This is a genomic window from Nocardia arizonensis (assembly GCF_001310275.1).
GTDB lineage: Bacteria > Actinomycetota > Actinomycetes > Mycobacteriales > Mycobacteriaceae > Nocardia > Nocardia arizonensis.
In genome coordinates this window covers 1-11,608 of sequence record NZ_LGYZ01000070.1, presented here as the reverse complement: position 1 = coordinate 11,608, position 11,608 = coordinate 1, and the positions used below count along the sequence as shown (strand labels likewise).

General features: G+C 68.2%; 12 protein-coding genes. 5 read left to right on the top strand and 7 right to left on the bottom strand.

Annotated features, from left to right (window positions below):
• The 6 genes from APZ21_RS14285 to APZ21_RS14260 form a co-directional block, all read right to left on the bottom strand.
• Positions 1–602, bottom strand: a 602-nt coding sequence (locus APZ21_RS14285) for an aquaporin (RefSeq protein ID WP_054813798.1), incomplete at its 3' end; no start/stop codon positions are given.
• A complete protein-coding gene (locus APZ21_RS14280; protein WP_054813797.1) occupies positions 599–964 on the bottom strand; it encodes an ArsR/SmtB family transcription factor in 366 nt (121 codons plus the stop codon). The genes APZ21_RS14285 and APZ21_RS14280, both read right to left, overlap by 4 nt.
• Before the next feature lie 81 nt (positions 965–1,045).
• Positions 1,046–2,245 carry a Dyp-type peroxidase gene (locus APZ21_RS14275; protein ID WP_054813796.1) on the bottom strand — a complete coding sequence of 400 codons (1,200 nt, stop codon included), beginning with the start codon at positions 2,243–2,245 and terminating at the stop codon, positions 1,046–1,048.
• Positions 2,238–2,774, bottom strand: coding sequence for a copper chaperone PCu(A)C (locus APZ21_RS14270; protein ID WP_054813799.1), 537 nt, complete (start codon positions 2,772–2,774; stop codon positions 2,238–2,240). The genes APZ21_RS14275 and APZ21_RS14270 overlap by 8 nt, the downstream gene beginning before the upstream one ends.
• Positions 2,775–3,097: 323 nt before the next feature.
• Positions 3,098–3,625 carry a hypothetical protein gene (locus tag APZ21_RS14265; protein WP_054813795.1) on the bottom strand — a complete coding sequence of 176 codons (528 nt, stop codon included), beginning with the start codon at positions 3,623–3,625 and terminating at the stop codon, positions 3,098–3,100.
• Between the two features lie 65 nt (positions 3,626–3,690).
• Complete coding sequence (locus APZ21_RS14260; protein WP_054813794.1) at positions 3,691–4,644, bottom strand: YihY/virulence factor BrkB family protein; 954 nt, start codon at positions 4,642–4,644, stop codon at positions 3,691–3,693.
• Positions 4,645–5,116: 472 nt separating this feature from the next.
• Here APZ21_RS14260 and APZ21_RS14255 point away from each other — a divergent pair, with 472 nt between their 5' ends.
• Positions 5,117–5,857: a hypothetical protein gene (locus APZ21_RS14255; RefSeq protein ID WP_054813793.1), complete on the top strand. Its 741-nt coding sequence runs from the start codon at positions 5,117–5,119 to the stop codon at positions 5,855–5,857.
• 45 nt (positions 5,858–5,902) lie between these two features.
• Here APZ21_RS14255 and APZ21_RS14250 read toward each other — a convergent pair whose 3' ends face one another.
• Positions 5,903–7,105 carry a cytochrome P450 gene (locus tag APZ21_RS14250; protein ID WP_054813792.1) on the bottom strand — a complete coding sequence of 401 codons (1,203 nt, stop codon included), beginning with the start codon at positions 7,103–7,105 and terminating at the stop codon, positions 5,903–5,905.
• A gap of 352 nt (positions 7,106–7,457) precedes the next feature.
• Between APZ21_RS14250 and APZ21_RS14245 the strand changes: the two genes are divergently transcribed.
• The 4 genes from APZ21_RS14245 to APZ21_RS14235 all read left to right on the top strand — a co-directional run.
• The gene (locus APZ21_RS14245; RefSeq protein WP_204249099.1) at positions 7,458–8,804 is read left to right on the top strand and encodes an FAD-dependent oxidoreductase; all 1,347 of its coding nucleotides are present in this window, start codon (positions 7,458–7,460) and stop codon (positions 8,802–8,804) included.
• 506 nt (positions 8,805–9,310) lie between these two features.
• Complete coding sequence (locus APZ21_RS32970) at positions 9,311–9,478, top strand: DUF4236 domain-containing protein (protein WP_082393100.1); 168 nt, start codon at positions 9,311–9,313, stop codon at positions 9,476–9,478.
• Positions 9,479–9,683: 205 nt separating this feature from the next.
• A complete protein-coding gene (locus APZ21_RS14240) occupies positions 9,684–10,304 on the top strand; it encodes a hypothetical protein (RefSeq protein WP_054813790.1) in 621 nt (206 codons plus the stop codon).
• Positions 10,305–10,573: 269 nt separating this feature from the next.
• Positions 10,574–11,608 (top strand): MFS transporter (locus APZ21_RS14235; RefSeq protein WP_082393101.1); only part of this gene is annotated, 1,035 nt, incomplete at its 3' end.

Genomic DNA, 11,608 nt, shown 5'->3' with positions numbered 1-11,608 from the left:
GGCACCGAACTCGGCGCGATCCCGGCGAAGGTATCGGAGAACATCCGGCCAACGGTGACCGCCGGATTGGCGAACGACGTCGAACTGGTGAACCAGTACGCGGCACCGATATAGGCGCCCACCGCCGCCGCCGACAGCCCCGCCCGGCCCGTGCGCGCCAGCGCGAAGATCACCGCCAGCAACCCAGCGGTCGCGACCACCTCACCCACGAGATGGCCGCCACCGGCCCGCTCGTGGGTCGAGACCTGCCACGCGCCGACCTCGAACATCACATTCGCCAGCACCGCCCCCGCCGAACATCCCGCGATCTGCGCGAGTACGTAGCAGCCGAGTTCACCGGCGGACAGGCCCGTGCCGGACCGGCGTCCGAGCAACCAATCCGCGCCCGAGACAACAGGATTGAAATGCGCGCCGGATACCGGCCCGAACACCAGGATCAACACCGCGAGCCCGAACACCGTCGCGGTCGAGTTCTCGAGCAACTGCAAACCGGTATTGCCGGGCGAGTGTTGCTGTGCGGCGATCCCGGACCCGACGACCACCGCGACCAGCAGGGCACTGCCCACGAACTCCGCGACCAACCGCCGCGCCAACCCCGTCACCGTCGCGCCTCGGGTGTGGTCTCGACCAGGAACGCCGACAATCGTGCCAACACCGCGGGCTCGACCCGGTAGTACACCCACGACGCCCGGCGTTCGCTGCTGAGCAGACCTGCCTCGCGCAACACCCGCAAGTGGTGTGAGATCGTCGGCTGGGTCACATCGATGCCCGCCGACAGGTCGCACACGCACGCCTCGTGATTCGCGCGTGCCGCGACCGCGCTGAGCACCCGCAACCGCACCGGGTCCGACAGTGCCTTGAATATCCCCGCCAGCCCGGCGGCGGCCTCGGCCGACAGCGGTGCGCGGACCATCGGGGCGACGGCGCACTCCCGCACCGCCGTGATCGCCTGCGAATTAGACATACCTCGATATTGATGCCTGTCTAAACAGTAGGCAAGCGAACATCCAGTGAACAGCGCGACGCCCGACCTCGCCCGCTCCGGCTACGACTCGAACAACGTCTGTCCCAGATATCCGCCGGGGTCGGGAACGCCGGGCGGGATGACGAATACCGACGAGCCGATCGGGATCGTCCACGCATTGAGCGCGTCGAATTCGGCCAGCCGCCGCTGCACCGGGAGGAACTGGGCGTCCACGTCGCGTTGGTAGGCGGCGAAGAGCAGTCCCGAATCGGAGATGTTGCCCGGTGCCGGTGCCGGTGCCTCGTCGTAGTTGTAGCCGCAGCGCAGGAAACGCTCTCCTTCGTGGGTGCGATGGGCGCGGGCGATATGCGACGAGGGCGGGATCACCGGGATCCCGTTGGCGTCGACGGCATCGAAATCGGGCTGGTCCAACTCGTGTCGACCGGTCAACGGGGCACCGGAGGACAAGGTTCGGCCGATGACGAGTTCTCTTCCCTCCCGGTCGATCTCGTCCCAGGTGTCCAAGGTCATCGCTATCCGTCGCAACACGACCGACGTGCCGCCCGCCAACCACGGCTGCTCCGACCCGTCGCACCACACGAGCCGATCGAAATCGGTTGTCCCCGCCGCGATGTTCGCCGTGCCGTCGACCTGGCCCATCAGATTGCGGGGAGTGCCTTGCGCCGGGGCGTCGCGAAAGCCCCGCTGCACCCAGCGCACCGCGACGAGCGAGGCGACGCCGCGGCACAACACGCGCACCGCGTGCGCCACGGTGGTCGCCTCGTCGGCGCGGATCTGCAACAGCAGATCGCCGCCGGACCAGCGCGGGTCGAGCCGATCGATCGGGAACGCGGGCAGCGGCCGCAGCCACGACGGACGGCGGTGCTCGAGCCCGTTGGCCGTGAACACGCCGGGGCCGAGGCCCACGGTGACCGTCAGCCGCGCCGGTCGCCGGGCCAGTTCAGGTTCGGTATCGGCCAGGGCGGGCGCACCCCGGGTGAGCCGCGCGGCGTCACCGGTCCAGATCTTCAGGACGCCGACGACGTCCGCGCGGGTCGTACCCGGTTTCAGATCGAATCCGACATAGGCGGCATGCGCCTGCGGCGTCGTGGCTATCCCGGCCTGATGTCCGGCGTGGAACGGCTCCGACGGGCTGTCGTCGGTATCGTGAGTCCGGGAGACGAATGATCCGGTGCCGACACCGACGCCGGCGAGGCCGACCGCGGCGGCGCCGCCGAGCAGACGTCGCCGACCGATACGGCCGCCGCGCCGGTCAGGCACCGTGCGCGGGGGCCGGTGCGGCGGTGCCGCCTTCGTACTGTTCCTGATTGCCCGCGAAGTCACGCACCCGCGCGGTGAAGCTCGCGCTGGACCCGTCGCCGAAGGTGAGGGTGATCGCCGTCTCGGACCCGGTACGCAGCGGCCCGTTGAGTCCCATGAACATGATGTGGTCCGCACCCGGCGCCAGCGTCAGTGATCCGTGCGCGGGAACGACGAATCCGCCGTCCTTGGGACGCATCTTCTTCGTGCCGTCGGCCGCGGCCACCACCTCGTGGAGTTCTATCCGCGCCGAGGCGGGACTGGTCGCGGAGACCACGGTCACCGGGGTGTCGCCGCTGTTGGCCAATCGCCCGAACGCCGCGGACATGTCGCCGTCGGCCGCCTTGACCCACTGGTCGGTGATCGTGACGGCATCCGACCCCCGGGTGGTAGCGGCATTGTCGGATGAGCAGGCGAGCGGCAGGAAAGCGACCGCGGCGAGGACGGCGGCGCCGCGAGACGCGCGGGCGGTGATGCTGAGGATGGACATGAGAGTTCTCCGGTTGTCGTTCGGATGGAGGATGTTCGCCGTCGGACGGTCCACGCCCGCCACGGAATGCCTTCGCCACCGTATAAGCGGAGGCATTCGATCCGGCCTTTCGATCGGCGGTGTGGTTCACCCCGGTCGACGGTGCCGACACGCGCGGCGCGTTCGCCGGGTCGTCGGATCCGGTTCGCACGGTGGCGGTGACCGTCGACACCTCGCGATCGACGGCCGAGTAGCGGACATATCCGCGACGGACCGGGGGAGGCTCGCCGACGACTACCGTGGCGCTGCCGTACGGACCGTTCCGCTCGGCCGCCACCTGCGATTCAGCCGAACGCCGGTGGTCCCCGTGTGCCGATACCGGAACAGACCAGCAGCCGACGCGCCAGGAACAGCGGGCCTGTCGCGTCGACGAGCCCGGTCTCGGTGACCTCGACGGGTGCGTTCCGCAATACCGAGAGCGTGCGCCGCACGCTCGACATCGCACGGACGACGGCGAGTTCGGCGCCGCGAATCAGCACGGCGCCCACCGGGACGGCGACGAGATGCGCGAGGAGCATCGGTGCGGTGACATGCGTGCCGTGGTGATGATCCGACGACATCGTCAACGCCAGATGCCCCACGCACTGTCCGGCGCCCAACAGGATCGCGAGTTCGGCGAATCCCCGGCGGACCCGCACGGTGGCGACTACGGCTCCGACGAGAGCGCAGGCGGCGACCAGCAGCGCGATCGGTGATCGACCGGCGGAGACGATTCCGCCGCCCGCCGCATGGGCGGCGATCGCCACCGTACCCGACGCCGCCCCGACGAGGACGCCGCGCAGCCGCGCCGTCACCTCCACCGGTTGTCGCACAGTTCGATACTACAGCTTGTCGTATTATGGCTCGCTCCGGGACCGGCTCACCTGCTCGGGCGCCGCTACTCGGGGTCGTCGCGGTACGGAAGGACCGGTTCCCGGTCGGCGGGTCCGCCTTGTTCGATGTGACGGCCACGGACGAGTTCGGCGTCGAACTGCGCACCGAGAAGGATCGCCACGTTCGACAGCCACATCCACACCAGGAACACCACCGCTCCGGCCAGGGAGCCGTACACCTTGTTGTAGGACCCGAAATAAGTCGCGTAGAAAGCGAATCCGACCGACGCGACGATCCACACCACCACCGCGAGCACGCTGCCCGGTGTCAGCCACCGCAAGCCCGGCTGGCGCGCATTCGGCGCCGCCCAGTACAGCAGCGCGATGACCACGCTCACCAAAACCGCCAGTACCGGCCATTTCGCGATTCCCCACATACGCACCGCGGCGGGCCCGAATCCGAGCCACCGGCCCGCGATCTCGGCGATCTGCCCGCTGACGAGCACCCCACCCGCGCACACCACGACCAGAACGACGAGCGCGACGGTCAGACCCAGTTGCAGCGGAACCGTCTTCCACAACGGACGGCCTTCCTCGGTGTCGTATACGGCGTTGACCGCGCGCACGAACGCACCGACATATCTCGAGGCCGACCACAAGGCGACCGCGAGGCCCACGATCGCCGCCGGACCGGCCAGCGAGCGTGAACGCTGCAACTCCTCCAACAGTTGGACCGATACCGAATTGTCGCCGCCGTAACCGAGTTGAGTGATCGTGTCGATCAACGACCGGGTCGCCGACGGTCCGGCCAACCCCAGCAATGCCGACACCACCACCACGCCGGGGAACAACGAGATCACGCTGTAATAGGTCAGCGCCGCCGCCCGGTCGGTCAGGGAATCGTTCCACAGTGCCGTCGCCGTGCGCCGCAGCACGCCCAACCACGTACCGCGCCGCAACGCCCACGGCCCCCGCGCTGCTCTCAACCTTGCGACACCGGTCACCGCGATCTGCGCCATCACCCCGAACCTCCCGCTCACGGCCGGAGATACCCCGCCACCCCACGGCAAAACGATCCACGATTTCCGCGCGACATCGGGGCCGCGCCGCCCGGCCCGTTCGGATTCTGTGGAACGACGGCTACACGCGCGCCCTCGCCGTACTGATGGCGGCGTACGAGGGGGTGGCGGGGCACTCGGCATGAAATCCGTCCGTGCCGTCGGATTCCTGGCCGCTTCGGTTGCTCGGCGGGTTGGCGGCGCGGTCACCCGGGCGCTCGAGATGACGGTCCGTGGTCGAGTCATCACTGGATTCACCGTGATTCGACGAGCGGATTTCGGCGCATTCCGGTGACGGCGAAGATTGCTGTGCGGTAGCTTCGAAAGGTTGCATCGGTCTGTGGGACGTGCCGGGTCAGCGCGCGTCGGTTCTGTCGTCGGACCGCGCCGCTATGGCCGGTCCTGATATCGAATACACGGCCGAGGAGAAACCATGAGCTACCGCAGCACGGCACTGGCTGTCCTGACGATCGTCTGTCTCGGTGCGATGCCCGCGGTGGGGCACTCGCAGCCGGGTGTGTCGATCCCCCCGTCGGATGCGGTGCCCGCCCGCACGGCCATGTCCGTGCGCACGCCGGTCGGAGTCGACTGGGGGACGGTGAACCAATACGAGTCGCGCAGTGCGCTGTCGATGGCGAAGCTGTATCTCGCCGACTACGCCCTGCGGCACGGCGACGGTTCCGCCGAGGACCGCGCACATGCCGAACGCATGATCCGGTACTCCGACGACGCCGCGGCCTTTACGGTCGAGGCCAAATATCCGCAGGCCATCGACGCGGTCGCCGCGGAGTACGGTTTGGCGCAGACCAGGTCGGGCGGAGATTGGAGCAGTTCGGTCACCAGCACCGCCGACCTCGCCGATTTCCTCGACGCCAAGCAGTCCACCGACCCGACCTCCCCGATACTCGTCTGGATGGCCACCGCTTCGCCCACGGCAGCCGACGGTACCCGGCAGAACTGGGGCACCGGCCTGCTGCCCGGCGTGGAAGGCAGCAAATGGGGCTGGTCGGATGTGCCGCCGGAGGAGGTGGCGTCGGCCTCGTTCGGCCCGGGGTTCTCCGTCGCCGCCCACACCCGCGGCGCACCCGCCGACCAGACCGCCGATGTCCTCGGCGCGTTCTCGGAGGTCGTCCGCGACGTCCTCGGCGTACTGATCACGACTTCGCGCCGGTAATGCTTTGTCAGAGGGGCTGGTCGGTGGCAGGTGAGCGGCCAGCAATTACATGCTCGCAGCGGACATTCGGACCGGAAGCGACAGTGGTCCGCGCATGGATACCGACGCGCGATAGGGCGGCGTGGGGTCGAGGAGTTCGAAATCGGGCGCGCGCCTCATGAGTTCGGTGAACAGGATCTCGCCCTGTAGCCGGGCCAGGGGCGCGCCGACGCAGAAGTGCGGGCCGTGACTGAAGGCGAGGTGTCGCGGCGTCGGGCGGTTCGCCGCGAATCGGGTGACGTCGAGAGAGTCGGGGTCGGTGAATGCCTCGGGGTCGCGATTGGCCGATCCGACGAGCAGCATCAGGCCCGTGCCGCGCGGCAGTACCCGTCCCGCGAACTCGACGTCGCGCATGGCGACGCGGGTCGGAAACGGAACCGGGGTGTCGAATCGGAGGAATTCCTCGACCGCGATTCGGCTCACTTCCGGTGCGGTGCGCAGTATTTCGCGCTGCTCCGGGTTGCGGGCGAGTGCCAGAACGCCGGACGCGATGAGGTTCATCGTCGTTTCGTGACCGGCGATGAGCAGCAGTACGGCCATGTCGACGAGTTGGCGCAGTTGCAGGGGAGTCCTGGTCGCCAGTTTGGTGAGCAGATCGGTGCCGGGTCGGGCTCGGCGACGCTCGATGAGGACGGCGAAGTACTCGCCGAAGGCTCGCACGGCGTCGCTCCTGGCCTGCTTCTCGTTCTCCGACAGTAGGGCGTCCGGGTCGAGACCTCGGCTGATCGCGGCCGCCCAGACACCGAATATCGCGTGGTCGGCGGTGGGAATGCCGAGCATGGTGCAGATCGTGGTGAGCGGCAGCGGGTAGGCGATATCGGTGACGAAGTCGACTTCGCCCGCTGCCAGCGCGTCGTCCAGCAGGGCGATCGTCGTCGCGGTGATCTGGTCGCGCAACGCGGCGATGGCGCGGGGAGTGAACGACGGCGCGACCATCGCGCGCAGGCGGGTGTGGTCGGGCGGGTCCATCAGCAGGAACGAACCGGGCAGTGTTCGAGGGTCGACGCCGGGACGGAACGGGTTGATCCCGGAGAAGTAGCCGTGACCGAAGGCCGGGTCACCGAAGATCGCGTCGCAATCCGCGTAGCGCGGCACCAGGTGGATACCCGGCCGGAATTCGTGCAGCCGCCCGGTCTCGCGTAGGCGCCGATAGGCGTGCGTCGGGTCGGCGCGGAGTTCGGGGGAGAACATGTCCAGCGTTTCGGTCATCGTGCACTCCGTTCGACGGGCCGAGATCGGGGCGCGCCGAGGCCGCCGACGAGACGCGGTGCGTGCGGCGGGGCATCGGCGAGGCGTGCGAGCACCGGGACGCGGCACACGAGGACCGCACTCGCGATCGGCGTCACGGGTGGTGCCGTCGTCGCGCGGAGACGCTCGGATATCACACTTCGCAGCACAGCAGCAGCCGGTGGCGAAATTGTGAACTCGCTGTGAATGGCGTCATGTCATAGTTCTGTTCAATGGAGCAATAGCGTAAACCGGTGCGACGCAACGCTGATCGTGCGATAAGAGAATTCGATATGATGCGAATCCGGCTCGCCACCGACCGAGCATGCCAAAGGTGAATTCCAATTCTCCGCACGCGATCGTCCTCGGCGCGGGTATCGCGGGCTTGCTGACGGCGATAGTGCTTTCCGAGCGTTTTCCGCGCGTGACGGTGCTGGAGCGCGACACCCTCGACGGCGCGCAGCCGCGCCGGGGAGTCCCCCAGGCCAGGCATCTGCACGGTCTGATGGAAGGCGGTCGCGCGATCATCGAGGAGCTCTGCCCGGGCCTCACCGAGGAGATCGTCGCCGCGGGCGCGCCCACCACGGAGGTGCTCGCGGGCTCGCGCTGGTACCTGAGCGGTCTGCGCGCCGCGCCGACCCGAACCGGACTGGTGACACTGCTCGCCAGCCGTCCCCTGCTCGAGTCCGAACTGCGGCGGCGTGCCGGCATGCTGCCCGGTCTGGTAGTGCGCGAGCGTATCGCCGCCACCGGATTGGTCGGCGACGACCGCCGGGTCACCGGTGTGTCGGTAAGCGAATCCGGCCGTCCCGCAACGACAATGGGAGCCGACCTCGTGGTCGACTGCACCGGCCGCGCGTCACGTGCGTCGGAATGGCTGCGCGCGCTCGGCGCGCCGACGCCGCAACGGGACACCGTCGTGATCGACCTCGGCTATTCCTCGCGCACCTACCGGCGCAAACCCGAACATCTGGACGGCCAACTCGGCGTGGTCGTCTCGACCATGGCGGGCAGGCGCGGCGGTGGCGCCATCGTCGTCGAAGGTGATATCTGGCATGTCACGCTGGGCGGGATGCTCGGTGATCACCCGCCGACCGACCACGAGGGCTTCACCGCATTCGCCGCGACGCTGCCGGTATCCGACATCCACGGCATCATCGGCGACGCCGAGCCGTTGAGCGATCCCGTGCCGCACCGATTCAAAGGTTCTGTCCGAAACTACTTCGAGCGAATCGACCGCCACCCCGAGGGATTCATCGTCCTCGGCGACGCGCTGTGCAATTTCAATCCCCTCTACGCGCAGGGCATGACGGTCGCGGGCAGGCAAGCGCTCGCCCTGCGTACCTGCCTGCGTGCCGGAACAGCGGAATTGCCCGCGCGTTTCTACGCCGAAGCCGCACGCCATGTCGACATCGCGTGGCGCATGTCCACAAGCTCCGACCTGAATCACCCCGGAGTGGTCGGTGAGCGAACGCGGCGAATGCGGCTCATGAACGCCTACGTCATGCGCGCCCACCGCGCCGCTCACCTCGACCCCGCCGTCGCCCGGACCTTCATGCGAGTCGCGAATCTGGTGGACCCACCCGAAACGTTGCTGAAACCGGCCACGGTCGCGCGAATCCTGTGGCGAGGTCGCGCCGTCAGCCCCGCCTCGGCCGTGTCCGCCTCGACGGCTACGTGAAGCGGCAGTCCTCGTCGGGACCGGCGTGACCGCCGTCAGGTCACGCCGGTCGCCCTGGATCGATCAGCTGCCGAATGCGCTGAGAATACCTTCGATCAAGGACATGAAAGTCTCGAACATACCTTCGACAGAGCCCATTTCGGATTTCCTTTCTGGTTGCCCCCTTGGACTCAACCTATTGAACGAAGCACGGGCCGCGCGCCGTCGAAAGGAATCTTGCACACAGTCGACAACGGAATCGGTGTGATCATTGGATATGCGCCCCAGCGGGATTGGTCGAAGTGCCAAGGCCGGTGTGTGTGGAGTGCACCGGTCCGTCGAGGTGCTTCGAGCACGTCCGAGACGACGCCGTCGCGACCCGGGTCGGACCGGCGATCCGACTTCGCGCCGACTTCGCCCGACAACCGGCCACGGCGCGGCGGGGTTCGACTCGGCCGGTTTGGTCACCGTCGGCCGGGGAAAGCCGGGGATACCGATATCGTCGGCCATCGTGTAGGGAGGCTGGAATGCCGATCAAGTACCGTCAGCGCAGGTCGTTCGGACCGCTGAAACTCAATTTCACCCAGAACGGGCTGTCCTCCTGGAGCATCAAGATCGGCCCGTGGTCGTGGAACTCCCGCAGCAAGAAGAACAGCGTCGACCTCCCCGGACCATTGAGCTGGCGCCAGCGCTGAGTCGGCGGAGTCGCGAGTGCGGTATGTCCGTTCGGCCCTGGAGTTTCGGATTCACCCGAGAGGTGATCGGCGGGCCAGGTCGGTCCGGTGGGGGCTTCACCCACTATGACCCGGCCCGGCCGATCCCGATACCCCGAAGGCGTTGAAACACCGTTCATCCGGGTACTGTCCGCGTGTTCCCTGTCGTAGCGTTTCGGAGAGGTCAATGTCCGCTCAGCCACCGGTCGATCCCGAATCCAGCCGTCCTCCGCGATCATCGGACGAGCCTGCCACCGGAACTGCCGCGCCCGAAGCCACACCGCATTCCGACCCGCCCCGCATTCCCGCGGCATCGAACGCGCCCGCCACGCCCCTGCCCTCTCGCCCGCTGGTCTCACCGACGAGCCCGCTCACCGGGCCACCGAGCGGCCCGGAAGCGGCCGCACTGGGCGACCACGACCTGACTTCGGAAACCATCCAACCCGAAGAACCGCTGCCCGGCGGCGCATCCGACGTGGACTCGGGAGCCACCCCGACCCCGCCACGCGGTCGCCGCGCCTTGTTGCTGATCGGCGCCGTCGTCTTGGTCGCCCTGATCGCGGTGATCGCCGGCGTGATCTGGGTGATGAGCCGCGGCGTCGACCAACAGGCCCCGAGCACCGACACAACGACGACATCGGTCACGGAGCGACCTGTCGAACCCCCGCCGGTCATCGAGGCGCCGTCGTGGCTCCCATCCGTCACCATCGAGGCTCCGAAACCGGCGGAGTCCTCGAAACCGGCGGAGCCTTCGAAACCGCCGCCGCCAACCCAGCAGGGCTGCTATCCTTTCCAGCCGAACTGCTGAGAAGGCGAGACGGCGCGGTACACGCGCGGATGCTCGCTGGGGCGATACGGCGATCGTCTTCGCCGTATCCACCTCTCGCACAACCTCGTACGGACTGGCCCGCGCGCCGTAGCAGATCCGGTGATGACCGTCGTCGCGATCCGAGCCGCAGGCACCGCGCCGTATGATCCGGTGATGGTCTCGGGGAGAATTCGCAGCGCATTCACAAGAATCGTTGCGTCCCAACGCAGTTCATGGCCGTCTCGGCGGAACCGGTCCGAGGGTCCGATATGGCGCTGAGACAGGCGCTGCTCGATATCGCTCCGCTGCGGGATTCTCCGGGGTTCCGCAGGCTCTGGATCGGCCGGACCTTGTCCGGGTTCGGCGGTCAGATCGCGGTGGTCGCGGTCATGTTCCAGGCGTGGCAGACCACGCATAGCGCCGTGTGGACCGGTGCGATCGGCATGGCCCGCGCTGTGCCGCTGATCGCCTTCGGCCTGTTCGCCGGTTCGCTCGTCGACAGCACCGACCGGCGCAGGCTCTATCTGATCACCACCGCCTGCCAGGCGCTGTGCGCGCTGGTATTGGCCTCGCAGGGACTATTCGGCGCCATGCCCGTGGTCGCGTTGTTGGCGGTCGTGGCGGTGCAGTCTTGTTTCGTGGCAGGCGGCGGACCCGCGTCCCGCACCTTCGTCGCGCATCTGCTGCCGAGAACCCAACTGGCCGCGGGGCTGGCACTGAACCGGATCACCATGCAGGCCGCGATGCTGGCGGGTCCGGCGCTGGGCGGTCTGCTGCTCGGATGGCTGGGTTCGGCCGGGTGCTACCTGATCGACGCGGTCACCTTCGGCCTCGCGTTCCGCGCGGCCATGGGATTGCCCGCCATGCCGCCCGGCGACGACGCGTCCCGACCGGGTCTGGCGGGCGTGCGGGACGGACTCGCGTTTCTGATCGGCAACCCCGCCGTGCGTGGCGCTCTGCTCACCGATGTCGCCACCACCGTGCTGTCCATGCCGATCAGCTTGTTTCCGCTCGTCAACGCCGAACGGTTCGGCGACGACCCGCGAACCCTCGGCTTGTTCCTCTCGGCCGTCGCCGTCGGCGGGACGGCCGCTTCGGTGCTGTCGGGGACCTTCACCCGGCTGCCTCGTCCCGGACTGGTGATGCTCGGCGGAAGTGCCGTCTGGGGTGCGTCCCTGGCCTTGTTCGGGCTCGTATCCGACCCCTGGATCGGACTCGGATTCCTCGTCGTGGCGGGCGCCGCCGACACCGTCGCCGTCGTGTCCCGTAGTGCGATCGTCCAACTGCACACTCCCAATGGCCTG

Bases quoted from the DNA above. Each gene is read 5' to 3' on its own strand.
- APZ21_RS14280 (WP_054813797.1), bottom strand. From the start codon at position 964: ATGTCTAATTCGCAGGCGATCACGGCGGTGCGGGAGTGCGCCGTCGCC.
- APZ21_RS14270 (WP_054813799.1), bottom strand. From the start codon at position 2,774: ATGTCCATCCTCAGCATCACCGCCCGCGCGTCTCGCGGCGCCGCCGTC.
- APZ21_RS14260 (WP_054813794.1), bottom strand. From the start codon at position 4,644: ATGGCGCAGATCGCGGTGACCGGTGTCGCAAGGTTGAGAGCAGCGCGG.
- APZ21_RS14255 (WP_054813793.1), top strand. From the start codon at position 5,117: ATGAGCTACCGCAGCACGGCACTGGCTGTCCTGACGATCGTCTGTCTC.
- APZ21_RS14250 (WP_054813792.1), bottom strand. From the start codon at position 7,105: ATGACCGAAACGCTGGACATGTTCTCCCCCGAACTCCGCGCCGACCCG.
- APZ21_RS32970 (WP_082393100.1), top strand. From the start codon at position 9,311: ATGCCGATCAAGTACCGTCAGCGCAGGTCGTTCGGACCGCTGAAACTC.
- APZ21_RS14240 (WP_054813790.1), top strand. From the start codon at position 9,684: ATGTCCGCTCAGCCACCGGTCGATCCCGAATCCAGCCGTCCTCCGCGA.